Source organism: Kitasatospora sp. NPDC007106, from assembly GCF_040634455.1.
Classification (GTDB): domain Bacteria; phylum Actinomycetota; class Actinomycetes; order Streptomycetales; family Streptomycetaceae; genus Kitasatospora; species Kitasatospora arboriphila.
Genome location: NZ_JBEYFP010000050.1, coordinates 1 through 22,440, shown reverse-complemented (window position 1 = coordinate 22,440; position 22,440 = coordinate 1). Strand labels below are relative to the sequence as shown.

At 74.6% G+C, this 22,440-nt stretch carries 20 protein-coding genes and 1 tRNA gene; 11 read left to right on the top strand and 10 right to left on the bottom strand.

Annotated features, from left to right (window positions below; genetic code table 11):
• The 5 genes from ABZ641_RS08175 to ssb all read right to left on the bottom strand — a co-directional run.
• On the bottom strand, positions 1 to 694 hold a 694-nt coding region (locus tag ABZ641_RS08175; protein WP_359980053.1), incomplete at its 3' end, for a hypothetical protein.
• A 34-nt stretch (positions 695 to 728) separates the two neighbouring features.
• The gene (locus ABZ641_RS08170) at positions 729 to 1,175 is read right to left on the bottom strand and encodes a thioesterase family protein (protein WP_344627034.1); all 447 of its coding nucleotides are present in this window, start codon (positions 1,173 to 1,175) and stop codon (positions 729 to 731) included.
• Between the two features lie 131 nt (positions 1,176 to 1,306).
• A complete protein-coding gene (ettA, locus tag ABZ641_RS08165) occupies positions 1,307 to 2,971 on the bottom strand; it encodes an energy-dependent translational throttle protein EttA (protein WP_030266199.1) in 1,665 nt (554 codons plus the stop codon).
• 286 nt (positions 2,972 to 3,257) lie between these two features.
• Positions 3,258 to 4,652 carry a Cys-Gln thioester bond-forming surface protein gene (locus ABZ641_RS08160; RefSeq protein ID WP_344627033.1) on the bottom strand — a complete coding sequence of 465 codons (1,395 nt, stop codon included), beginning with the start codon at positions 4,650 to 4,652 and terminating at the stop codon, positions 3,258 to 3,260.
• 330 nt (positions 4,653 to 4,982) lie between these two features.
• Complete coding sequence (gene ssb / locus ABZ641_RS08155; protein ID WP_344627032.1) at positions 4,983 to 5,576, bottom strand: single-stranded DNA-binding protein; 594 nt, start codon at positions 5,574 to 5,576, stop codon at positions 4,983 to 4,985.
• Positions 5,577 to 6,215: 639 nt separating this feature from the next.
• On the opposite strand from ssb, the gene ABZ641_RS08150 reads away from it, so the two are divergent.
• Positions 6,216 to 6,291 (top strand) — tRNA-Arg (locus ABZ641_RS08150).
• Positions 6,292 to 6,353: 62 nt separating this feature from the next.
• Here ABZ641_RS08150 and ABZ641_RS08145 read toward each other — a convergent pair.
• Entirely contained in the window at positions 6,354 to 6,959 is a 606-nt protein-coding gene (locus ABZ641_RS08145; protein ID WP_359980048.1) for a TetR/AcrR family transcriptional regulator, read from the bottom strand.
• Between the two features lie 85 nt (positions 6,960 to 7,044).
• On the opposite strand from ABZ641_RS08145, the gene ABZ641_RS08140 reads away from it, so the two are divergent.
• From ABZ641_RS08140 to ABZ641_RS08130, 3 genes are all read left to right on the top strand, one after another.
• Entirely contained in the window at positions 7,045 to 7,608 is a 564-nt protein-coding gene (locus tag ABZ641_RS08140) for a GNAT family protein (RefSeq protein ID WP_344627030.1), read from the top strand.
• 125 nt (positions 7,609 to 7,733) lie between these two features.
• Positions 7,734 to 8,153 carry a RidA family protein gene (locus ABZ641_RS08135; RefSeq protein ID WP_344627029.1) on the top strand — a complete coding sequence of 140 codons (420 nt, stop codon included), beginning with the start codon at positions 7,734 to 7,736 and terminating at the stop codon, positions 8,151 to 8,153.
• 31 nt (positions 8,154 to 8,184) lie between these two features.
• Positions 8,185 to 8,967: an enoyl-CoA hydratase/isomerase family protein gene (locus tag ABZ641_RS08130; RefSeq protein WP_344627028.1), complete on the top strand. Its 783-nt coding sequence runs from the start codon at positions 8,185 to 8,187 to the stop codon at positions 8,965 to 8,967.
• A 27-nt stretch (positions 8,968 to 8,994) separates the two neighbouring features.
• On the opposite strand, the gene ABZ641_RS08125 is transcribed toward ABZ641_RS08130, so the two are convergent.
• On the bottom strand, positions 8,995 to 10,227 hold the full coding sequence (locus tag ABZ641_RS08125; protein ID WP_344627027.1) for an acyl-CoA dehydrogenase family protein: 1,233 nt from the start codon (positions 10,225 to 10,227) through the stop codon (positions 8,995 to 8,997).
• A gap of 145 nt (positions 10,228 to 10,372) precedes the next feature.
• On the opposite strand from ABZ641_RS08125, the gene ABZ641_RS08120 reads away from it, so the two are divergent.
• Together ABZ641_RS08120 and ABZ641_RS08115 are read left to right on the top strand one after the other, a co-directional pair.
• Entirely contained in the window at positions 10,373 to 11,044 is a 672-nt protein-coding gene (locus ABZ641_RS08120; protein ID WP_344627026.1) for a TetR/AcrR family transcriptional regulator, read from the top strand.
• Between the two features lie 79 nt (positions 11,045 to 11,123).
• Positions 11,124 to 12,572: a cellulase family glycosylhydrolase gene (locus ABZ641_RS08115; RefSeq protein ID WP_359980044.1), complete on the top strand. Its 1,449-nt coding sequence runs from the start codon at positions 11,124 to 11,126 to the stop codon at positions 12,570 to 12,572.
• 42 nt (positions 12,573 to 12,614) lie between these two features.
• Here the strand turns inward: ABZ641_RS08115 and ABZ641_RS08110 are convergent, their stop codons facing one another.
• Positions 12,615 to 14,639 (bottom strand): M3 family metallopeptidase, encoded by a 2,025-nt coding sequence (locus ABZ641_RS08110; protein WP_359980041.1) that lies wholly within the window; start codon positions 14,637 to 14,639, stop codon positions 12,615 to 12,617.
• Between the two features lie 410 nt (positions 14,640 to 15,049).
• On the opposite strand from ABZ641_RS08110, the gene ABZ641_RS08105 reads away from it, so the two are divergent.
• Positions 15,050 to 16,741 carry a bifunctional 3'-5' exonuclease/DNA polymerase gene (locus ABZ641_RS08105; protein ID WP_359980038.1) on the top strand — a complete coding sequence of 564 codons (1,692 nt, stop codon included), beginning with the start codon at positions 15,050 to 15,052 and terminating at the stop codon, positions 16,739 to 16,741.
• Positions 16,742 to 16,753: 12 nt separating this feature from the next.
• Here the strand turns inward: ABZ641_RS08105 and dhaM are convergent, their stop codons facing one another.
• Positions 16,754 to 17,140 carry a dihydroxyacetone kinase phosphoryl donor subunit DhaM gene (dhaM, locus tag ABZ641_RS08100; protein WP_359980036.1) on the bottom strand — a complete coding sequence of 129 codons (387 nt, stop codon included), beginning with the start codon at positions 17,138 to 17,140 and terminating at the stop codon, positions 16,754 to 16,756.
• Positions 17,141 to 17,273: 133 nt separating this feature from the next.
• Between dhaM and dhaK the strand changes: the two genes are divergently transcribed.
• Together dhaK and dhaL are read left to right on the top strand one after the other, a co-directional pair.
• Positions 17,274 to 18,269 (top strand): dihydroxyacetone kinase subunit DhaK, encoded by a 996-nt coding sequence (gene dhaK, locus ABZ641_RS08095; RefSeq protein ID WP_344627021.1) that lies wholly within the window; start codon positions 17,274 to 17,276, stop codon positions 18,267 to 18,269.
• Between the two features lie 36 nt (positions 18,270 to 18,305).
• The gene (dhaL, locus tag ABZ641_RS08090; protein WP_359980033.1) at positions 18,306 to 18,953 is read left to right on the top strand and encodes a dihydroxyacetone kinase subunit DhaL; all 648 of its coding nucleotides are present in this window, start codon (positions 18,306 to 18,308) and stop codon (positions 18,951 to 18,953) included.
• Positions 18,954 to 19,039: 86 nt separating this feature from the next.
• On the opposite strand, the gene ABZ641_RS08085 is transcribed toward dhaL, so the two are convergent.
• On the bottom strand, positions 19,040 to 20,248 hold the full coding sequence (locus ABZ641_RS08085) for a PP2C family protein-serine/threonine phosphatase (RefSeq protein WP_359980030.1): 1,209 nt from the start codon (positions 20,246 to 20,248) through the stop codon (positions 19,040 to 19,042).
• 246 nt (positions 20,249 to 20,494) lie between these two features.
• Here ABZ641_RS08085 and ABZ641_RS08080 point away from each other — a divergent pair, with 246 nt between their 5' ends.
• Both ABZ641_RS08080 and ABZ641_RS08075 read left to right on the top strand, forming a co-directional pair.
• Positions 20,495 to 20,713: a cation transporter gene (locus ABZ641_RS08080; protein ID WP_030266153.1), complete on the top strand. Its 219-nt coding sequence runs from the start codon at positions 20,495 to 20,497 to the stop codon at positions 20,711 to 20,713.
• Positions 20,714 to 20,775: 62 nt separating this feature from the next.
• A partial coding sequence (locus tag ABZ641_RS08075; RefSeq protein WP_359980027.1) for a heavy metal translocating P-type ATPase occupies positions 20,776 to 22,440 on the top strand: 1,665 nt, incomplete at its 3' end.

The window sequence follows — 22,440 nt, the reverse complement described above, 5'->3', positions numbered from 1 at the left end:
CCCGCGGCACCTGATGCCCGGTCTGCACCGCTTCGGTGCCTACGGCTGGATGGGCGACCGAACCGGCCGGCGCGCTCAACCGCAGCCAGCCGCCCGCACGGTGCACCGTCAGCGGCACCGCGGGCCGCAGGAAGCCGATCACGTAGGCCGCGTGCGCGGCACGCAGCGGAAGCTCCGGCGCCGCACCCAGCGGGCGCGACCAGATCTCGTCGGCCAGCGCGTCCAGCACCTGCCGCGAACGGTGGTGCTCCGGGACCTCCTCGCTGCGGCGGCGGAACTCGCCGACCGCGGCGGACACCTCGGGCAGCACCTCGAAGGCCTGCGGCTCGGCGATCAGCCGCCAGCCGGTGCGGGGCGGCAGCAGACCGGCCCACGCCGGGCCGGTGACCGCCGGCGGCACCACGACGCTGCCGGCCTCCGCGTCCACGGCCTCCAGCAGCTGCCCGGCGGAGACGGTGGTGTCCGCCCCGTCCGTCGGACCGGCCAGGCGCGCGGCGCGGACGGCGATCGCCCCGGCGGTGCCGAGCGGGAGCCGACCGAACACCGCCAGGACACCGCCGGACTCCGGGCCGGGCACGGCCTGCAGGCGGACGGCGGCGGCGCGGTCGAAGCGCAGCAGCCGGCGCAGGAACGCGGCGAGGTCCGCCGCCCCGCCGCTCTCGGCGAGGAGGAGTCCGACGGGCCGACCTGTCACGGGGATGCTGCTCACGTCGCTGGTACCGCCCGGCTCAGGCCACGGCCACGGCGGCCGGCACGGCGTCCATGAAGCGGGAGAGGAACTCCCGCTCGACGGGGCTGATCCGGCGCGGCCGGCCCTCGGCCAGGTCGTAGGGGACGACGACGGTGGACGCCTTGACGTAGACCGTCTCGGTGCCGTCCGCCGCGGTGTCCTTGATCTCGTAGGACACGGTGAGCGAGGCGCCGCCGATCTTGGTGACCCAGGTCTCGATCGTCACCGGGGCGGGGCGGTGCACCAGCGGCTTCTTGTACTCGATCTCGTGGCGCGCCACCACCGAGCCGCCCGCGAACTCCCCCGCGCCGGCCTCGGCGGCCTGGGTGAACATGAAGTCGATCCGGGCCTCCTCCAGGTAGCGCAGGAAGACCACGTTGTTGACGTGGCCGAAGGCGTCCATGTCGGACCACCGCAGGGGGCAGGCGTAGATGTGGCGTGCCACGAAGGATCTCCTCAGACTCCGGGTCGCCCGCGGCCGGACCGCGGGCGGGTGGCCGGGCCGGCCGCCCCGAGGGGCAGCCTGCCCGGCCCTTGTTGCACCGGCGTTGCCGGCGGCTGTCGTCGCGGGGACGGTCAGCCGCGGGTCAGCTTCTTGTAGGTGGCGCGGTGCGGACGGGCGGCGTCCGGGCCGAGCCGCTCGATCTTGTTCTTCTCGTAGGACTCGAAGTTGCCCTCGAACCAGAACCACTTGCTGTCGCCCTCGTAGGCGAGGATGTGGGTGGCGACCCGGTCCAGGAACCAGCGGTCGTGGGAGATGACCACGGCGCAGCCCGGGAAGTCGAGCAGCGCGTTCTCCAGCGAGGAGAGCGTCTCGACGTCCAGGTCGTTGGTGGGCTCGTCGAGGAGCAGCAGGTTGCCGCCCTGCTTGAGGGTGAGCGCCAGGTTGAGGCGGTTGCGCTCACCGCCGGAGAGCACGCCGGCCGGCTTCTGCTGGTCCGGGCCCTTGAAGCCGAACGCCGAGACGTAGGCGCGGGACGGCATCTCGACCTGGCCGACGTTGATCCAGTCGAGGCCGTCGGAGACGACCTCCCACAGGGTCTTCTTCGGGTCGATGTTGGCGCGGTTCTGGTCGACGTAGCTGATCTTGACGGTCTCGCCGACCTTGACCTTGCCGTCGTCCGGGGTCTCCAGGCCCTGCAGCATCTTGAAGAGCGTGGTCTTGCCGGCACCGTTCGGGCCGATCACGCCGACGATGCCGTTGCGCGGCAGGGTGAAGCTCAGGTCGTCGATCAGGAGCTTCTCGCCGAAGCCCTTGGAGAGGTTGTCCACCTCGACGACGACGCTGCCCAGACGCGGGCCCGGCGGGATCTGGATCTCCTCGAAGTCCAGCTTCCGCATCTTGTCGGCCTCGGCGGCCATCTCCTCGTAGCGGGCGAGGCGGGCCTTCGACTTGGCCTGGCGGCCCTTGGCGTTGGAGCGGACCCACTCCAGCTCTTCCTTGAGCCGCTTGGCGCGCTTGGCGTCCTTCTGGCCCTCGACCTTGAGACGGGTCTGCTTGGTCTCCAGGTAGGTGGAGTAGTTGCCCTCGTACGGGAACGCGCGGCCCCGGTCGAGCTCCAGGATCCACTGGGCGACGTTGTCGAGGAAGTACCGGTCGTGGGTGACCGCGACGACGGTGCCGGCGTACTTGGCCAGGTGCTGCTCCAGCCAGTTCACCGACTCGGCGTCGAGGTGGTTGGTGGGCTCGTCGAGGAGCAGCAGGTCGGGGGCCTCCAGCAGCAGCTTGCAGAGCGCGACGCGGCGCTTCTCACCACCGGAGAGCTTGGTGACCGGCCAGTCGCCGGGCGGGCAGCCCAGGGCGTCCATGGCCTGCTCCAGCTGGGCGTCGAGGTCCCAGGCGTTGGCGTGGTCCAGGTCCTCCTGGAGGCGGCCCATCTCCTCGAGCAGCGCGTCCGAGTAGTCGGTCGCCATCAGCTCGGCGATCTCGTTGAACCGGTCGAGCTTGCCCTTGACCTCCTTGACGCCGTCCTGGACGTTCTCCAGGACCGTCTTGGACTCGTCGAGCGGGGGCTCCTGGAGGAGCATGCCGACGGTGTAGCCCGGCGAGAGGAAGGCGTCGCCGTTGGACGGCTGCTCCAGCCCGGCCATCATCTTCAGCACCGTGGACTTACCGGCGCCGTTGGGACCGACGACGCCGATCTTCGCTCCGGGGAGGAACGAGAGCGTCACGTCGTCAAGGATGACCTTGTCGCCGTGTGCCTTGCGCACCTTGCGCATGGTGTAGATGTATTCCGCCACGTGAGATCGCTCCGGCGTCGTCGGGTGTATTCGGCTTGCAGCCTTCCATTGTGCCGCACCGCACGGCACCGCCCGAACTCCCGCCGGTCACACGGCCGGGCCCCGGAGCGCGGGCCGCGGCCGGGTCGTCCCCCAGGACCTCGGGCAGGGCCCCGGGCGGGAAAGGCGACGGCCCCGCCCTCCGGTGTCGGAGGACGGGGCCGGGCCCGGTGTCACGACCCGGGTCTCACCCCGGGGTCGTACCGCGGGTGCCGCTGCCGTGGGGACGGCCCGCACCCGGGAGGGTTCAGGCCGCGGAGCGACCGTGGCGGCCGCGGCGACGCAGGGCGAACACCGCGCCACCGCCGGCGGCGACGAGCAGGCCCGCGATGCCGGCGATCATGCCGGTGTGGCTGCCGCCACCGGTGCTGGCCAGGCTGCCGCCGGTGGTCGAGCCGGTGCTGCCGCCGGTGGTACCGCCGGTGGTGGTGCCACCCGTGGTGCCGCCGGTGGTACCGCCGGTGGTGCTGGTGGTCTTGCAGTCGAGGATGCCCTTGAACTCCTCGTTGAGGTTCGGGCCGCTCACCTTGATGTCGTAGGTGGCGTCCTCGGCGACCGGGACGAGCACGGTCTCGGTCTTGCCGGCACCGACGGTGACGGACTTGCCCGGGGTGATCGTCACGGTGGCCTGCTCGTCACCGTTGTTGGTGACGGTGACCTGGACGCCGTTCTTGGTGCAGTCGACCTTGGAGGTGGCCTCCAGCAGCGGGCCCTTGGCCTGCGTCCAGGCGGCCTTGGCGGTCTTGGCGACGCTCAGCACCTCGGAGCCGGCCAGGATCATGGTCTGGCTGTGCTTCTCCGGGGTGTAGCCGACGCTCAGGAACACGCGGCCGGTGGGCACGGAGGTGGTGGCGGAGGCCTTGACGGTGGCCGAGCCGGCCGCGGTGCCCGCGGGGACGTCCAGGAACAGCTTGGTGTCCTTGGCGATCGGGCCCTTGAGGTCGGAGACGGCCTTGCCGTCCTTGTCGACCAGCTTGACCTTGCCGCCGGAGGTGTCGCCGGAGAGCGCCAGCTTGACCGTCGAGGCGCTGCTGTTGAGGGTGAACGGGCCGAGCTTGCTGCCCGACTTGCCGTTCACGGACGCCGGGTCGAGGTCCAGCGAGGGCGCCGGCTCCTCCTTCAGGCCGGTGTTCTTGCTGCCCGCCAGGTACTCGGTGAGCTGCTTGGCCTCGGCGTCGACCGGGGTGGCCCCGGTCTTGTTGTCGGAGAAGCGCCAGATCGCGGCCTGGGTGCCGGCCGCCGCGTCCTCCTTGGTGAACTGGCCCTTGATGCCGACGGCGGCCTTCACCGCGTCGAGGGAGAGCTTCGGGTAGGAGTGCTCGAGGATCCAGCGGATCTTGCCCGCGGCCTCCTCCTTGCCCGGGGCGCCGAGCGAGCTCGAGGCCCAGTTCGACTCCTGGTACTTGACCGCGTCCTTGATCTTGACGCCGTGGTCGATGTCGATGCAGTACGTCTGGATGAGCTTGCCGTCATCCGTCTTCAGCGTGAAAAGACCGCCCTGGATCACGTGGCCGCCACCGGTGTCGACGGCCCCGCTGACCATGGTCGGCTGGATCGTCGCGGTGATGCCCGCGCCGCTGTCGGCCGACGCCGCGCCGGCGAAGGACAGGCCGCTCGCCACGGCGATGCCGGTCGCGAGCATGACAGTACCTATGCGGGAGACAGCCCGCTTCTGGCTGTGGAACATGAGTGATCCCTCCGGGCCGGGCTCTGCCGATGGCAGCCCGCCCTGCAAAGCGGTGCCCCCTGTGACACCGCTGCACATGTGTGGACCCGACGCATCATATTGAGGGTTGAGACACTTCCCACAGTTGTGCTGAACCAGGACAGTTCCGTTGCCGTTCCGTTATCAAGCCGTCGGACAACCGTTTTGGTTGACGCTTCACCAGATCCCACGGATCGTCATCGGACCATCCTTGCGGCTGCTCTGTCGATCCCTCGGCCCGGCCGCGGCGGACGGGATCGCGGACCGTCAGCCCGTCCCGGCGCCCGGGCCGCCCGCGGCACCCGCGAGCACCGGCGGTGACACCGGGCCAACTGCCGCAGGCGATCCCGCAGTAGCCCGCTGCTCGGCCGCCCGCCGGGCCTCCACCGCGGCGACGATCCACTCCGGCACCGCCTCGCCGACCGGCGCGGGATCACCCGCCCGTCGGCCGCCGGACGGGCCGAACGCATCCGAACCGCCCTTCTCCCGGTCGGACCGTCCGCGGACGGCCCACCGGAAGGCGGAGGTGCCGCGGGACAGGTCGTGGCCCACCGACCGGGCGTCGATCTCCACCGACGTCCGGCGGCGGTCCTCCTCGCCCCACTCCCGGACCCGCAGCCGGCCGCTGACGACCACCGGATCGCCCTTGTTCACCGAGCTCACCAGATTGGTCGCGAGCCATCGCCAGGCCACCACCGTCACCCAGCTCGTCTCACCGTCGACCCAGTCGCCGGTGCCGCGGTCGAAGCGGCGCTCGGTGGTGGCCATCCGGAAGTTGGCCACCGGCACGCCGGCCGGCGTCTGCGCGTACGTGACCGTCGACGCGACATTGCCGACGATCGTCACCAGGGTCTCATTCACGGGAACTCCCCTCCGGGCGGAAAATGTCCGAGCCGAATCGCTCGCACCCGGATGCTGTCGCACCGGCGGAATTTCCGGGCGACCTCGCGGAAACCTGTGGAAAACCCTCGGCTGTGGAAAACCGGGGCCACTCGGCCGAGTGAATATGAACAGGAATTCCAGGTTCCGGGAACGACCCATCCCGCGAGGTCATGACAACACCGCGCCCGGTCCACGCCGCCCACCGGGCCCCTAACGGGTGGCCGCCGTCCGCTTCCGGCCAGGTCATCCAACCGAAGTAACCCAAATCCGACCCCCACCGCGCGGACCGCCGGACGATTCACACGCCGAATCCATAACAGGTGAGGAGGCAGCCCCGTAACGACTGCACAACGTCCGGGTCCAGATCCCCTCAGACCGCTGCACGTCCGGCCGCCACCTGCGATTATCGGACCGCTCCGCCGAGGCCGACACACCCGACGCGGTGCCGGAAGGCCCGGTGGAGGATGCGGTCACCCTTATCCTGTCCCGGGCGTCCCGTGCCGGACGGGCCGAGGCCCCACCCCACCCCGCCGTACCCGGGAGCCCCGCGCGGGCACCGCCCGGACGCCCGCAGGCCGCCGCCGCCCAGGTCGGCAGCCTCCGGGCCGCGCCACTCATGCCCCCATAGCTCAGCGGATAGAGCACCCGCCTTCTAAGCGGTAGGTCGCAGGTTCGAATCCTGCTGGGGGCGCCAGCCACACCGGCCCCGGTCGGGCACGAGGCGCGGAGCGCGGCAGCGCCCGCGCGGGCGGGCGGTCAGCCCGCGGCCACGCCCGCGAGGTACCCGTCCAGCAGCGCGATCTGGCGCTCCGCCGGGAACTCCTCCGGGGCGAACAGCGCCTGCACCACCAGCCCCAGGACGAAGGACTGCGCGGCGGCCGCGACGTCCTCCGGCGCCCGCCCCGGCGGCAGTTCGCCCAGCCGCTGGGCCTCGGCGGCGAGTTCGGCCATCCGCTCGCGGGACCTCCGGTAGCGCCCGGCGTGCTCGCCGGCCAGCCCGTCGTCCGCCAGCGCGGCGTCCCAGGAGCCGACCCAGATCCGGTTGTCGGCGGCGCCCGCGGCGTCCAGCGGCAGCACGTCCAGCAGGACGGCGCGCAGCATGGGCAGGCCCCCGGCGGGGGCGGTGCTCTCCGCCGCGGGGCGCGGCCGGGCCGCCGTCCGCCGGTCCAGCACCTCCAGCGCATGGGCCACCAGGGCGCGCTTGTTGGGGAAGTAGTGGGTGAGCAGCCCGGTGCTGGCACCCATCTCGGCGGCCACGGCGCGCAGGGTGAGCCCGCCGAAGCCGCGGTCGGCGAGCACCCGCCAGACCGCCTCGGAGACGTCTCGGCGGCGGGCGTCGTGGTCCCCACGGGCTGGCGTCATGCGCGCTATGGTACCTACCAAACGTTTGTTACGTACCGGTGGCGCGATCCGCCGCCGGTCGCCGCCGACCGGAGGGACGACCGCCGTGTACGCCGTACCGCTCGCCGATGATGCCGAGCTGACTCCGCTGGAGCCGTGGCAGGCCGTGGAATTCTTCGAGCACATGGAGCGCGCCCGGGGCAACACCGACCCCTGGATACCGTGGGCCACCCGATCCACCGATCTCGAATCGGCCCGGGCGACGCTGCAGGGATATGCCGATCGGCAGGCCGCGGACACCGGCCGGATCTTCGGAATCCGGCTCGGCGGCACGCTGGTCGGCGGCGTGATGTTCGTGCACTTCGACGCCGCCACCGGGGTCTGCGAAATCGGTGCGTGGACGGAAAAGGACGGTGAGGGCCGGGGGCTGATCAGTGCCGCCGTCCGCCGGCTGATCGACTACGCGCTGGTCGAGCGCGGGCTGCACAAGGTCGAGTGGTGGAACAGCAGCGGCAATGCGCGCAGCCGGGCGGTGGCGCAGCGGATGGGCATGCACCACGACGGCACGATGCGCGAGCACGTGCTGCACAACGGGGTGCGGCAGGACTACGAGGTGTGGTCGGTGCTGGCCCGCGAGTGGCGGGCCGGCGAGGGCGCGCAGCCCGGGTGACCCGGCCCGCGGACCCGCCCGGCCGGGCCCGGCCGAAAACCGGATGACAGCGACTGCTCCGCCGACGGACGATCGGGGGTCGGCCGATGCCGGCGCCGAGTCCGCCGAGCCCGAGGAGCTTTCGCATGGTCCAGCGCAGCATCGTCCCGAGCCTCTTCCCGCCGCCCGGCTACGCGCACACGGCGGTGGTGGAGCCCGGCACCCGCCTGGTGTTCCTGGCCGGCGGGGTTCCGCTGGACGCGGACGGGAAGCTGGTCGGCCCCGGTGACGGCCCGGCGCAGGCCCGCCAGGTGCTGGCCAACCTGGAGGAGGCGCTGCGGCACGCCGGCAGCACCCTCGCCGACGTGGTGGCCAGCACGGTCTACGTGGTCTCGCCGGAGCCCGGGCCGCTCTCCGAGGTGTGGGACGTGGTGAACGCCTCCGGCCTGGCCGACGGCCCGCACACGTCGACGCTGCTCGGCGTGGCCTGCCTCGGCTACACCGGCCAGTTGGTGGAGATCACAGTGACCGCCGTGGTCCGCGAGGACGCCGCTGTGGAAGGGTGAGGGGCGTCCCGACCCGTCCCCGGAGGCAGTGATGGTCCACGTGCTCGACACCGGCGTCGCCGGGCTGCGTGCGGAACTCGACGGCCCGGTGGCCACGCTGGTGCTGGACCGGCCGGAGCGGCGCAACGCGATGACGCTGGCGATGTGGCGGGGCCTGCCGGGGGTGCTGGGGCTGATCGCGGCGCAGCCGGGCGTGCGGGCGCTGCTGGTGACGGGTGCGGCACGGACGTTCTGCGCGGGCGCGGACATCGGCGAACTGTCCGAGGTGTACGGCGATCCGGCCCGCGCGGACGCGTACCACGCGGACAACGTGGCGGCGGAGGAGGCGCTGGCCGCCTTCCCGCACCCGACGCTCGCGGTGGTGCACGGCGCCTGTGTGGGCGGGGGCTGCCAGTTGGCGGTCGCCTGCGACCTGCGGTTCGCGGCGCACGACGCGCGGTTCGGCATCACCCCGGCGAAGCTGGGCGTGGTGTACCCGTCGGTGCCGACGGTGCGGCTCGCCTCGCTGGTGGGGCCGGCGCGGGCCAAGTACCTGCTGTTCTCCGGCGAGTTGGTGACCGCGGAGCGGGCGGAGCGGTTCGGCCTGGTGGACGAGGTGCTGCCGGCCACCGAACTGGACGTTCGGGCGCGGGAGTTCGCCGGCCTGCTGGCGAAGCGCTCGCCGCAGACGATCGGCGCCGTGAAGGCGGCGCTGTCGGTGCCGGCGCAGGAGGCGGCCGCGGCGGTGGCGCCCTGGGAGCGCAAGTCCCGTGAGGCGCCGGACGTCCGGGAGGGGCTGGCCGCCTTCCTGGAGCGGCGCGAGCCCCGGTTCTGAGGCCGGGGCCCGGCGCCGCCGTCCGGGTCAGCGGATCGGCATCCCCGAGATGGCGCGGGAGATGACCAGGCGCTGGATCTCGCTGGTGCCCTCGAAGATGGTGTAGATCGCGCTGTCGCGGTGCATCCGCTCGACGGGGTACTCGCGGGTGAAGCCGTTGCCGCCCAGGATCTGCATGGCCTGCGAGGTGACCCACTTCGCGGTCTCGCCGGCGTAGAGCTTGGACATCGAGCCCTCGGCGTTGTGGAAGGGCTGGTTGGTGGCGGCCATCCAGGAGGCCCGCCAGACCAGCAGCCGGGCGGCGTCGATCCGGGTCTTCATGTCGGCGAGCTGGAAGGCGACGCCCTGGTTGTCGATGATCGGGCGGCCGAACTGCACCCGGGTCTTGGCGTAGTCGAGCGCGACCTCGTAGGCGGCCCGGGCGATGCCGACGGCCTGCGCGCCGACCGCGGGGCGGGACGCCTCGAAGGTGGCCATCGCGGCGTTCTTGCCCTTGGCGGGGCCGGTGCCGCCAGCGGCGCGCTCGCGGGCCCGGGCGAGCCGCTCGTCGAGCTTCTCCTTGCCGCCGAGCAGGCAGTGGCCGGGCACCCGGACGCCGTCGATGACGACCTCGGCGGTGTGCGAGGCGCGGATGCCGTGCTTCTTGAACTTCTGACCCTGGGAGAGGCCGGGGGTGCCGGGCGGGACGACGAAGGAGGCCTGGCCGCGGGCGCCGAGGGCCGGGTCGACGGTGGCGACGACGACGTGGACGTCGGCGATGCCGCCGTTGGTGGCCCAGGTCTTGGTGCCGTTCAGCACCCACTCGTCCTTGGCCTCGTCGTAGACGGCGCGGGTGCGCAGGGCGGAGACGTCGGAGCCGGCGTCGGGCTCGGAGGAGCAGAACGCGGCGACCTTGACGTCGTCGGGGGTGCCGAACATCTGCGGGGCCCAGGTGCCGATCTGCTCGTCGGTGCCGTTGGCGAGCACGGCGACGGCGGCGAGGGTGGTGCCGACGATGGCCAGGCCGATGCCGGCGTCGCCCCAGAAGAGCTCCTCCATGGCGATCGGGATGCCGACGCCGGAGGGGTCGAAGTACTGCTGGGCGTAGAAGTCCAGGGAGTAGATGCCGACCTTGGCGGCCTCCTGGATGATCGGCCAGGGGGTCTCCTCGCGCTCGTCCCACTCGGCGGCCGCCGGCCGGATCACGTCGGCGGCGAAGCCGTGCAGCCAGTCGCGGACGGCGGTCTGGTCCGGTCCGGGGTCCAGGGAGAAGGTGCTCATCGGGAAGGCCTCCGCAGCAGCGTGCACAGGGGGGAAGGAGGGGCGGCGGCGGCGCCGCAACAGGGTGTTACCTCGGGTAACATCGAGGGGAGTCTGCTACTCATTGGTAGCGATGTCAACGCCCGACCGAGGAGGACGCAGCACCGTGTCGACCCCCGCCGCAGCACCGGCCGGCGAACCCCGTCGCGAGCAACTGCTCAACGCCGCCGACCGGGTCGTCCAGCGCGAGGGACCGGGCGCCAGCATGAACGCCATCGCGGCCGAGGCGGGCATCACCAAGCCGATCCTCTACCGGCACTTCGGTGACCGGAACGGCCTGATCGCCGCCCTGACGGAGCGCCACACCGCGGGCCTGCTGGAGACCGTCCGCGCGGCGCTGAGCGAGCCGCTGGAGCGGCGCGACCAGGTCGAGCACGTCATCGACACCTACCTGGCGGCGATCGAGTCCCGCCCGCAGGTGTACCGGCTGCTCACCCACCCCGAGCCGGGCGACCCCACCGGCGCGGGCAACGCGCTGGCGCCGGCGCTGAAGCAGATCGCCGAGGAGATCACCCGGGCCGTGCAGACCCAGGTCGACCTGGGCGCCGACACCCCGCTGCTCTCCGAGGCCTGGGGCCGGGCGATCACCGGGATGGTGCTGGCGGCCGGGGACTGGTGGCTGGACCAGCGGCCCTGCCCGCGGCCGCGGATGGTGCAGGCGCTGGCCGACCTGCTCTGGGGCCGGCTCGCCGCGGCCGCCGCCCTGCCGCCGGTGGTGGCGCCCCCCGCACCCGGTCCCGAGGACGCCGCCGAACCGGCTGCCCCCGAGGAAACCTGAGCCCTGCTCACCTCTTGCGGCGGCGGGAGCCGACGGCGCATCATCGCGCTCACACCCACTCCCCCGTGCGAGGTGGCCCGTGCGCGTCCTCCGTACCGCTGCGGCACTGCTCCTGACCGCCGCCGTCCTGCTCGGCGCCGCCCCGCCCGCGGCCGCCGGACCCGCCCCGGGCGCCCCCCGGACACCGGCCGGCACCACCACCACGCCCGACGGGCGGACGCTCTTCACCGACCGGGACGGCCGCGTCCTGCAGCTGCGCGGCTTCAACCTCGACAAGTACGCCGAGGCCGACGCCGCCGACCTGGCCGACATCGCCGCCCGGGGCTTCACCCTCGTCCGGATCGCCGTCTCCTGGACCCGCCTCGAACCCGCCCCCGGGCGCTACGACCGGGCCGAACTCGCCCGCGTCCACCGGCTGCTGGACGCCGCGGCCCGGCACGGGCTGCTGGCCGTGGTCGACTTCCACCAGGACGTGTACGGGCCCGCCTTCGGCGGCGGCGACCGCGGCGTCCCGCTCTGGGCGACCCGGGACGACGGACTGCCCTTCGAACCCGACCCGGACGACTGGTTCGCCGGCTACTTCCAGCCCGCCGTGCAGGCCGCCTTCCGCCACCTCTACGACGACGCCGACCTGCGCCGCGCCCAGGCCGCGCTGTACACCACCGTCGCCCGCGAACTGCGCGGCCACCCGGCCCTGCTGGGCTACGACCTGTTCAACGAGCCGTTCGGGCCGGTCGACGGCGACCCGACCGACCCCGCCGTGCTGGCCGCCGCCGCGGCCGAACTGGAGCAGGGCCGGCTCGCCGGCATGTACCGGCGGCTGATCGCCGCGGTGCGCCGGGTCGACGACCGCGCCTGGCTGTTCGTCGAGCCGACCGTGCTGGTCGGCCAGGGCGTGCCGACCCGGCTGCCGCAGTTCGCCGAACCCCGCCCCGGCGCGGCCCGGATCGGCTACGCCCCGCACTTCTACGACACCGCCGTGGAGGCCGGCCGCGACTGGGACCCGGCCAGCGGCTTCGTCGAGCGCTACACCGAGGCGGTCACCGGCTACCCGCGGGCCGGCCGGTTGCCCGTCCTGGTCGGCGAGTGGGGCCCGCCGAGCGCCCGCACCCCCGGCAACGCACGCCTGGTGGAACGCCAGGTCGCCGCCATGACGGGCTTCGCCGCCGGCTGGACGATGTGGTACTGGTGCCGCGGCGACGGCGGGTACTGCGCCCTCGGTCCGGACGGCCGCCCCGCCCCCGGCGACGGCCCCGCCTTCGGCCCGTACGCCGCCGCCCTCGCCGGCCGGCCCGGCACCGAGGCCTTCGAGGACGGCCGCTACCGCCTCGCCCTCACCACCGGGCGGCGCGGCGCGGCGACCACGGTCGTCGTGCCCGCCGGCGCCTTCCCGCAGGGCTTCCGGGTGCAGGCCCCCGGCGCCCGCGTGGAGGTCCGCCGGCCGCAGGGCGACCGGGCCGGGTCCGTGCGGCTGGAGTACCCCGCCGCCCGGCCCGGCACCCCGGTCACCGTGCTGCTGACACCCTGACCGCCGGACGCCCGGCCGGCCGCCCCGGGTCCGGCGGCGGCCTCAGGCCAGGCCGCGGCGGGCCAGCAGCGGGCCGATCTCCGGGTCGCGGCCGACCACCGCGCGGAAGCAGTCCAGCGCGGGCCGGCTGCCGCCACGGGCCAGCAGCTCGCGGCGGAACACCTCGCCGCTCTCCCGCGCACCGAGGCCGTTGGAGGCGAACCACTCGACGGTGTCCGCGTCCAGCACCTCCGACCAGATGTACGCGTAGTACCCGGCGCTGTACTCACCCGCGAACACGTGGCTGAAGTACGCCGTCCGGTAGCGCGGCGGCACCGCGGCCACCGCGAGCCCGGCCCGGGCGAGCGCCTGCGCCTCGAACTCCTCGGCGTCCGCGACCTCGGTGCCGGCCGGCAGGGTGTGCCAGGCCCAGTCGATCACGGCCGCGCCCAGGTACTCGACGGTGCGGAAGCCCTGCCCGAAGGACTCCGCCGCCGCCATCCGCTCCACCAGCTCCGCCGGCAGCGGCTCCCCGGTGGCGTGGTGGCGGGCGTAGTTGGCCAGCACCTCCGGCCGGACCATCCACATCTCGTTGACCTGCGAGGGGAACTCCACGAAGTCCCGCGGCACCTCGGTGCCGGCGAACAGCGGGTAGCGGACGTCGGAGAACAGCCCGTGCAGCGCGTGCCCGAACTCATGGAAGAGCGTGCGCACCTCGTCCCAGGTGAGCAGCGCCGGCTCGCCGGGCGCCGGCTTGGCGATGTTCAGGTTGTTCACCACCACCGGGCGCTTGCCCAACAGGTGGGACTGCTGGACCAGTTCGTTCATCCAGGCGCCGCCGCGCTTGGAGTCGCGGGCGAAGAAGTCGCCGACGAACAGGCCGAGCGAGCCGCCGTCCCCGTCGAACACCTCGAAGACCCGGGCGTCCGGGTGGTACGCCACCAGCTCCGGCCGCTCCTGCAGCACCACCCCGTAGACCAGCTGCGCCGCGAAGAACACGCCGTCGTGCAGCACCCGTTCGAGCTCCAGGTACGGGCGCAGCTCCGCCGCGTCCACCTGGTACGCGGACTGCCGCACCCGCTCCGCGTAGTACGCCCAGTCGTGCGCCGCGATCGAGGTGAGGCCGTCCGCGCGGGCGGCGGCGAGCAGTTCGGCGGCCTCCCGCTCGGCGTTGGCCACCGCCGGGCCGGCCAGCCGGGCGAGCATCGCGTCCACGGCGGCGACGCTGCCCGCGGTCTCGTCGGCCACCACGTACGCGGCGTGGCTGGGGTGGCCGAGCAGGGCGGCGCGCTCGGCGCGCAGCCCGGCCGTCCGGATCGCCAGCGGCCCGTTCGCCTCCGCCGCCCGGCCGAGCGAGGCCGCCAGCAGCCGCTCGCGCAGCGAGCGGTCGGTGAGCTGGGCGAGCTCGGTCTGGTTGGAGAAGTTCTTCAGGCTGAGCACGTACGAGCCGTCCCGGCCGAGCGCCCGGCCGTTCTCGGCGGCCGCGGCGACCGCGTCCGCGGACAGCCCGGCGAGCTGCTCGGGCCCGTCCAGCACGATCGCCCTGGCCCGGGTGTCGTCCATCAGGTTGCGGCGGAAGGCGGTGGCGGCGGCGGCCAGTTCGGCGTTGATCTCGCGCAGCCGCTGCTGGTCGGCGGCGGGCAGCTCGGCACCGGCCCGGACGAACGCGGTGTGCCGGCGCTCCAGCAGCCGCAGCGACTCCGGGTCGAGGCCGAGCTCGGAGCGGCGGCGGTACAGCGCGTCGATCCGGGCGAACAGCCCGGCGTCGAGGTGGACGGCGTCCCGGTGCCTGGCCAGCCGCGGGCTGATCTCGGCGTCCAGCTCCTGCAGCCCCGGGCTGGTGTCGGAGTCCCCCTGGTTCTCGAAGGCCGCGGCGACCCGCTTCAGCATCGCACCCGAACGCTCCAGCGCCACCACCGTGTTGTCGAAGGTCGGCGGCTCCGGGTCGGCCACGATCCCGGCGATCTCGTCGAGCTGCAGCGCCATGCCCTGGTCGAAGGCCGGCAGGTAGTGCTCCTCGCGGATCTCGGCGAAGGGCGGCAGCTCGTGGACCAGGGTGCTGGTCGCGAAGAAGGGGTTGTCGCTCATTTCGCCGACCCTATGCGCTGTCACCACCGCTGCCTACGGCCTCCGGAGGCGGCTTCCGACCGCTGGCGGAACCTCGCCGCGGGCCCGGCGCCCGACCCCCGCAGCGCCGCGCCGGTCGGTCCCTGTCGGTGCCGCGCGCTACGGTCGGCACCGGGTCCTCTCTTCCGGATCCTGCCGGGCGCACGACACCGGGCGTCTCCCCCCGGCCCCGAGGGGGCCGGGAGGTGCCCCGACCTGAACGCACCGGCGAACCGCCCGAGTACGGTCCGGTACGAGGACGATCCGCCGGCACGCCCAGCCGGGCGCCCACCGCCGCGCGCTCGTCCGGCAGGATCCGAAAGAGGACCCAGGGCCTCCCCGGCCCGGTCGCACACCGGTACGACGAGTACGAGCGAGGAAGGAGGCCGCCGATGGCCCCCCGGTACGCCCTGGTCCCCGACCAGCACGGCCCCGGCGGCCGGCTGCAGCCGCTCACCGAGGACGGCACCCCGCTCGGCCCGCCGGAGCACGTCCCCGCGCTCGCCGCCGCCGTCGCGGAGCGCGAGGTGGCCGACCGGCCGCGCTGGGTGTTCGCCGCCACCGACGGCGCGTACGCGCCGCTGCTGCCCGTCCGGCTCGCCCGCAGCCACGACCTGCGGCTCACCGAGCCGCTGCTGCTCGGCCAGGAGGGCCGCTTCGGCGAGCCCCGTTCGCTCGGCGCCGCCTGGGCCCGGCTGCGCGGGCTGCCCGTCCCCGCCGACCTGCCGGAGAGCGCCGCCGAGGACGACCAGGACGGCCTCTTCGCCCCCGACCGACTGCAGCTGCCGCCCGGCACCGACGCGCTGGAGGCCGTCGTCGCCGTCCACGCCGAGCAGCTGCGCCGCACCGCCGCGATCGCCGACCCCGCCGAACGCCACCGCTTCCGGCTGCTGGCCGCCGCCGAGTCGGCCGGCGGCCTGCTCGCCGCCGAGATGGCCCGCGACGGCCTGCCCTGGCGCAGCGACCTGCACGACCGGCTGCTGACCGAACTGCTCGGCCCGCGCCCGCAGGTCCCCGGCGCCCCGCCGCGCCGGCTGGCCGAACTCGCCGCGGAGCTGCAGCGGTCCCTCGGCGGCCGCCCCTTCAACCCCGATTCGCACGGCCAGGTGCTGCGCGCCTTCGCCGACCGGGGCATCCAGCTCGGCTCGACCCGCAGCTGGGAGCTGCGCCGGGTCGACCACCCGGCCGCCGAGCTGATGATCCGCTACAAGGAGCTGTCCCGACTGCACGCCGCGCACGGCTGGGCCTGGCAGGCGGCCTGGGCCCGCAACGGCCGGTTCCGCCCCGAGTACGTGGTCGGCGGGGTGGTCTCCGGCCGCTGGGCGACCCGCGGCGGCGGCGCCCTGCAGATCCCGCGGATCCTGCGCCGCGCCGTGGTCGCCGACCCCGGCTGGTCCCTGGTCGTCGCCGACGCCGCCCAGCTCGAACCGCGCGTCCTCGCCGCCCTCTCCGGGGACGCCGGCCTCGCCCGCACCGCCGCCCAGGGCGACCTGTACGAGGCGCTCGCCGCGACCGCCTTCCACGGCGACCGGTCCAAGGCCAAGCTCGGCCTGCTCGGCGCGATGTACGGGCAGACCAGCGGCGACATCGGCCCGCTGCTGGCCACCCTGCGCCGCCGCTACCCCGCCGCGATGGGCTACGTGGAGGCCGCCGCCCGGACGGGCGAGGACGGCGGCGTCGTCCGGTCCCGCCTCGGCCGCACCTGCCCGCCGCCGTCCGCGGACTGGCTGGACCTCACCGAGGCACCCGAGACCGCGGGCGAGGCCGGCGGCCGCTCCGCGCGGGCCCGTGGCCGCTTCACCCGCAACTTCGTGATCCAGGCCAGCGCCGCGGACTGGGCGCTCGCCCTGCTCGCCGCGCTGCGCCGCCGGCTGGCCGCGCTCTCCTCCGGCGCGGACCGGCCGCACCTGGTGTTCTTCCAGCACGACGAGGTGGTGGTGCACACCCCGGCCGACCTCGCCGACCGGGTCGCCGAGGAGGTCGCCGGCGCGGCCGAGGAGGCCCGGCTGCTGGTCTTCGGCGACACCCCCGTCCGCTTCCCGATGAGCACCGCCGTGGTCGACTGCTACGCCGACGCCAAGTAGGGCCCGGCCGGGTCAGAGCTTGCGGTGGCCGCGGGCCTCCTCGGCGGCGGCCACCACCTCGTCCAGCGGGGCGCCGGTGGAGGCGGTCACCGCCGCGGCGACGGCGCCCTCGACGAACGGCGCGTCCACCAGCACCGCGCCGGGACGCTCCGCGAGCACCAGCCGGGCGGTCAGCACCGCGCTGCCCAGGTCGGCGAGGACGGCGACCCCGCCGCCTCCGTCGGCCTCGTCGATCGCCCGGGCGATCTTCTCGTCGCTGGTGCCGAGCCCGCCGTCGGCGCTGCCCGCGGCGGCCGCCACCCGCACCTCACCGGCGCCGAGCTCGGCCAGCAGTTCGGCCAGCCCGGCGGCGAGCGCGGGGCTGTGCGAGACCAGGACGACGCCCACCGGTGCGGTCATGCCCGCACCCTAGCCCGGTGCCGGGCCCCGGGGCGGGGCCGCTCCGGGGCGTTCCGGCGTGTCGCAGCGCCCGGTGACCGGGGGTGCCGGGCGTAACGTCGGGCGCGGAGAGCCGGGCCCGAGGGAGTGCCGCGTGAAGAAGCTGATCAACAGTCCGGAGACGGTCGTGGCGGACGCCCTCGCGGGGCTCGCCGCCGCCCACCCCGAGCTGGCCGTGGACACCGCGGCCCGGGTGGTGCGCCGGGCCCGTCCGGGCGCGCCCGGCAAGGCGGCCCTGGTCTCCGGCGGCGGCTCGGGCCACGAGCCGCTGCACGTCGGCTTCGTCGGCCCGGGCATGCTGGACGCCGCGTGCCCGGGCGAGGTCTTCACCTCGCCCGTCCCCGACCAGATGCTGGCCGCCGCACGGGCCGTCGACACCGGCGGCGGGGTGCTGTTCGTGGTGAAGAACTACACCGGCGACGTGATGAACTTCGCGCTGGCCGCCGAGCTCGCCGCCGAGGAGGACATCGAGGTGGCGACCGTCCTGGTCGACGACGACGTGGCCGTGCAGGACTCCACCTTCACCGCGGGCCGCCGCGGCACCGGCGCGACCCTCGTGGTGGAGAAGGCCGCCGGGGCGCTCGCCGAACTCGGCGCACCGCTCGCCGAGGTCGCCGCGCTCGGCCGCCGGGTGAACGCCGCCTCCCGCTCGTACGCGGTCGCGCTGACCGCGGCCACCGTGCCGGCCGTGGGCCGGCCCGGCTTCGACCTGCCCGAGGACGAGATCGAGGCCGGCGTGGGCATCCACGGCGAGCCGGGACGCCGGCGCGAGCCGCTGCGACCGGCCCGGGAGCTGGCCGCCGAGGTGGTCGACACCGTGCTGGCCGACCACGGGCTCGCGCCGGGCGACGAGGTGATCGCCCTGGTCAACGGCATGGGCGCGACGCCGCTGCTGGAGCTGTACGTGGTCTTCGGCGAGGTCGCGGCCCGGCTCGCCGACGCCGAGGTGCGGATCGCCCGCAGCCTGGTCGGCAACTACGTCACCAGCCTCGACATGGCCGGCTTCTCGCTGACCCTCACCCGGGCCGACGCCGAACTGCTGCGGCTCTGGGACGCGCCGGTCGCGACCCCCGCCCTGACCTGGTCCTGACCCGACCCCCGCCCGGCAGACCGGTAGGAGCCCCGCATGGAGCTGGACAGCGCCCGCACCGAGGCGTGGCTGCGCGCCGCGGCCGCCGCCGTCACCGCGCAGGAGGCCGAACTCACCGCCCTGGACACCGCGATCGGCGACGGCGACCACGGGAGCAACCTGCGCCGCGGTTTCACCGCCGTCCTCGCCGGCCTGGACGCCGGGGAGGGCGGGAACACCGCGGGTACCGACCGCTCCCCCGGCGCGCTGCTGGCCGCGGCCGGCCGCACCCTGATCTCGACCGTCGGCGGCGCCTCGGGACCGCTCTACGGCAGTGCGCTGCGCGCGGCGGGCCGCGCGCTGCCGGGGGCGACGGCCGGGCCGGGCGAGCTCGCGGCGGCACTGGACGAGGCGCTCGGCGCGGTGCAGGCGCTCGGCGGGGCACGGCCCGGCGACAAGACGATGGTCGATGCGTGGGCGCCGGCCGCCGCGGCGTTCGCGGAGACGGCGGGGCAGGGGCTGGCGGCGGCTTCGGGGGCGGCCGCCGCCGCGGCGGAGCAGGGGGCGCGGGCGACGGTGCCGCTGGTGGCGCGCAAGGGCCGTGCCTCGTACCTGGGGCCGCGCAGCGCGGGCCACCTCGACCCGGGGGCGGCGTCGACGGCCCTGCTGTTCACCGCACTGGCCGAGGCCTGCCGGGAGCCGTGACGGAGCCCGCCACGGGGCGTGTCTTCGACGGGGGTGCACCCCCACGCGCCTCTGGAGGTGCACCCCGTACGCCTTGAAGACGCTCCCTAGCGCCCGTGGTGCGGGTGCTGCGGGTGCTGCGGGTGGTCGCCGGGGCGGCTGACCAGCATCAGCAGGGCGTCGTCGCCGAGTGCGCCGCCGGTGTGCACCAGCAGGTCGGCGTAGACCCGGCCGACCGCGGACTCCAGTTCGGCGGCGGAGCGGGCGGTGCCGCGGACCAGTGGTCCGACCCGCTCGGCCAGCGGGTAGAACTCACCGGTGCGGTGGTGGCGGGCCTCGACCACGCCGTCGGTGCAGAGCACCAGCACGTCCTCGGGCCCGAAGGGCTGCCGGACGGTGGTGGGTTCGCCGGTGACGAGCGGGCCGAGGCCGAGCGGCACCCACGGGTCGACGGCCTCCAGCACGGCGACGGTGCCGTCCGCGGCGACCCGGATCGGCGGGACGTGGCCGAAGTGCAGCAGCTCGACCGTCCCGGGCGCGCCGAACTCGGCGAACAGGGCGGTGGTGAACTCCCCGTCGGGCACGTGCCGTTCGACGCTGGCCTCGATCCGGGCCGCGACCCGGTTGAGCTTCTCCTCGTCGTAGGCGGCCTCGCGGAAGGCGCCGAGCACCACCGCGGCGGTCTGCACCGCGCCCAGGCCCTTGCCGCGGACGTCGCCGACCAGCAGCCGGGTGCCGTGCGGGGTGTCCAGGGCGGAGTAGAGGTCGCCGCCGATCCTGGCCTCGTCCGCGGCCGAGACGTAGCGCACGGCGAGGCGCAGCGGTCCGACCTTGGGTCCGGGGCGGCGCAGCAGGGCGCGCTGGGCGGCCTCGGCGACGGAGCTGACGGCGGCGAAGGCGGCGGCCCGGCGCATGCGCAGTTCGGCGATGTACGCGCTGATCGCGGTGAGTGCGGCGTAGCTGACCATGGCGCCGATCAGGAAGCGGCCGTCGTGGAAGTTGGCGACCTGGTCGTAGTTGCTGAGCCAGAGCAGCGAGAGGAAGCCGACGCCGCAGACCAGCAGGAGTTCGACGGGGGTGAGCAGCAGCGCGGAGATGGACGGGACGACGACCATCAGCGGGGCGAGGTAGCGGTCCTGGCCGGTGAGGAAGTCGACCACCGAGATGACCAGGACGGCGAGCAGCGCCGGGGTGGCGCGGCGGCGGAAGGAGAGGTCCTGGAGGTCGGTGGCCAGCAGGGCGGACTTGCGGCGGGCCGGGGCCAGCCCGGTGGCGTCGTGCGCGGCGGCGCGCTGGACTCGGCTGCTCCGGAACACATACCGAACATATCGGACACGAGGCCGCATCGCGCCGTCCGCGGCCGCCCGCCGACGGGGTGACAGCCGCGCGCACGGCGGTTGTGCGGAGCGCGCCCGCACGGCCACCGCTGGTCGCGGCGGTGTACGTTCCGAGATCCACGCCACAGCCGACCCGCCGGTCCCGGAATACCCCCTGGGGGTATGGTGTTGGCAGAGGCAGGCGCACGGCAGAAGGCCGCGCCCCGACACCGCCCGGAGGCACCGATGTCCAGCACCGTCACCTACACCGTCGCCGGCATGAGCTGCGGCCACTGCGAGAAGTCGGTGACCGCCGAGGTGTCCGGCATCGCCGGTGTCACCGAGGTCGCCGCCGACGCCAAGGCCGGCACCGTCACCGTCTCCTCCGCCGCCCCGCTCGACGACGAGCAGGTCCGCGCCGCCGTGGACGAGGCCGGCTACGAACTCGTCGGCCGCACCGCCTGAGACCGCCGCGGGGGGGCGCGGCCCGAGCCCGCGCCCCCGGTACGCTCGTCCGAGGAGATGAGATGAGCACGACCATGCACGCCACCGGGGACACCGCCCAGCAGCGCGTCGAGCTGTCGATCGGCGGAATGACCTGTGCCTCCTGTGCCGCCCGGATCGAGAAGAAGCTCAACCGGATGGACGGCGTCGAGGCCACCGTCAACTTCGCCACGGAGAAGGCCCGGGTGGACTTCACCGACGGCGTCACCGTCGACGACCTGATCGCCACCGTCGAACGCACCGGTTACACCGCGGAGCTCCCGCCGCCGCCCGCCCCGGAGCCCGCCGCCGAACCGGCCGCCGACTCCCCGGCGGACGCCGCCCGGGAGCCGGACCCGCTGCGCGAGCGGCTGCTGGTCAGCGCCGTGCTGACGGTGCCGGTGGTGCTGCTGTCGATGGTCCCCGCCCTGCAGTTCGACGACTGGCAGTGGCTGGCCTTCGCCCTCACCGGCCCGGTCGTCGTGTACGGCGGCCTGCCCTTCCACCGCGCCGCCTGGACCAACCTCCGGCACGGCGCCGCGACCATGGACACCCTGGTCTCGCTCGGCACGCTGGCCGCGTTCGGCTGGTCGGTGTGGGCCCTGTTCCTCGGCGACGCCGGGATGCCGGGCATGCGGCACGCCTTCACCCTCGCGGTCGGCACCGGCGACGCCTCCTCCACGCTCTACCTGGAGACCGCCGCCGCGGTCACCACCCTGATCCTGCTCGGCCGCTGGCTGGAGGCGAGGTCCAAGCGGCGGGCCGGCGCCGCCCTGCACGCCCTGCTGGACCTCGGCGCCAAGGACGTCGCCGTGCTGCGCGACGGCCGCGAGCAGCGCGTCCCGGTCGCCCGGCTGGTCCCGGGCATGCGGTTCGTCGTCCGCCCCGGCGAGAAGATCGCCACCGACGGCACCGTCGTCGAGGGCGCCTCCGCCGTCGACGCCTCCATGCTCACCGGCGAGTCCGTCCCGGTCGAGGTCTCGGTCGGCGACACCGTCACCGGCGCCACCGTCAACGCCGGCGGACGCCTCGTCGTCGAGGCGACCCGGGTCGGCGCCGACACCCAGCTCGCCCGGATGGCCCGGCTGGTGGAGGAGGCGCAGAACGGCAAGGCCGCCGCCCAGCGCCTCGCCGACCGGATCTCCGCCGTCTTCGTGCCGGTCGTCATCCTGATCGCCCTCGGCACCCTGGTCGCCTGGCTGCTGGCCGACGCCGACCCCACCGCGGCGTTCACCGCCGCCGTCGCCGTGCTGATCATCGCCTGCCCGTGCGCGCTGGGCCTGGCCACCCCGACCGCGCTCATGGTCGGCACCGGCCGCGGCGCCCAGCTCGGCATCCTCATCAAGGGCCCAGAGGTGCTGGAGACCACCCGCCGGGTCGACACCGTCGTCCTCGACAAGACCGGCACCGTCACCACCGGACGGATGTCCCTGATCGCCGTGCACACCGCCGACGGCACCGACGAGCGGCAGGCGCTGCGCCTGGCCGGCGCCGTCGAGCACGCCTCCGAGCACCCGGTCGCCGCCGCGATCGCCGCCGCCGCGGCCGAGCGCACCGGCCAGCTGCCGCCGGTCGACGCCTTCGCCAACGTCCCCGGGCTCGGCGTCCAGGGCACCGTCGAGGGCCGCACCGTGGTCGCCGGCCGCGAGGCCCTGCTGACCGCCCGCTCGCTGCCGATGCCGGCGGAGCTGGCCGCCGCCCGCGCCGCC

Bases quoted from the DNA above. Each gene is read 5' to 3' on its own strand.
- ABZ641_RS08130 (WP_344627028.1), top strand. From the start codon at position 8,185: ATGGTCCACGTGCTCGACACCGGCGTCGCCGGGCTGCGTGCGGAACTC.
- dhaM (WP_359980036.1), bottom strand. From the start codon at position 17,140: ATGACCGCACCGGTGGGCGTCGTCCTGGTCTCGCACAGCCCCGCGCTC.
- ABZ641_RS08145 (WP_359980048.1), bottom strand. From the start codon at position 6,959: ATGACGCCAGCCCGTGGGGACCACGACGCCCGCCGCCGAGACGTCTCC.
- ABZ641_RS08080 (WP_030266153.1), top strand. From the start codon at position 20,495: ATGTCCAGCACCGTCACCTACACCGTCGCCGGCATGAGCTGCGGCCAC.
- dhaL (WP_359980033.1), top strand. From the start codon at position 18,306: ATGGAGCTGGACAGCGCCCGCACCGAGGCGTGGCTGCGCGCCGCGGCC.
- ABZ641_RS08105 (WP_359980038.1), top strand. From the start codon at position 15,050: ATGGCCCCCCGGTACGCCCTGGTCCCCGACCAGCACGGCCCCGGCGGC.
- ABZ641_RS08110 (WP_359980041.1), bottom strand. From the start codon at position 14,639: ATGAGCGACAACCCCTTCTTCGCGACCAGCACCCTGGTCCACGAGCTG.
- ABZ641_RS08135 (WP_344627029.1), top strand. From the start codon at position 7,734: ATGGTCCAGCGCAGCATCGTCCCGAGCCTCTTCCCGCCGCCCGGCTAC.
- ABZ641_RS08125 (WP_344627027.1), bottom strand. From the start codon at position 10,227: ATGAGCACCTTCTCCCTGGACCCCGGACCGGACCAGACCGCCGTCCGC.
- ABZ641_RS08160 (WP_344627033.1), bottom strand. From the start codon at position 4,652: ATGCTCGCGACCGGCATCGCCGTGGCGAGCGGCCTGTCCTTCGCCGGC.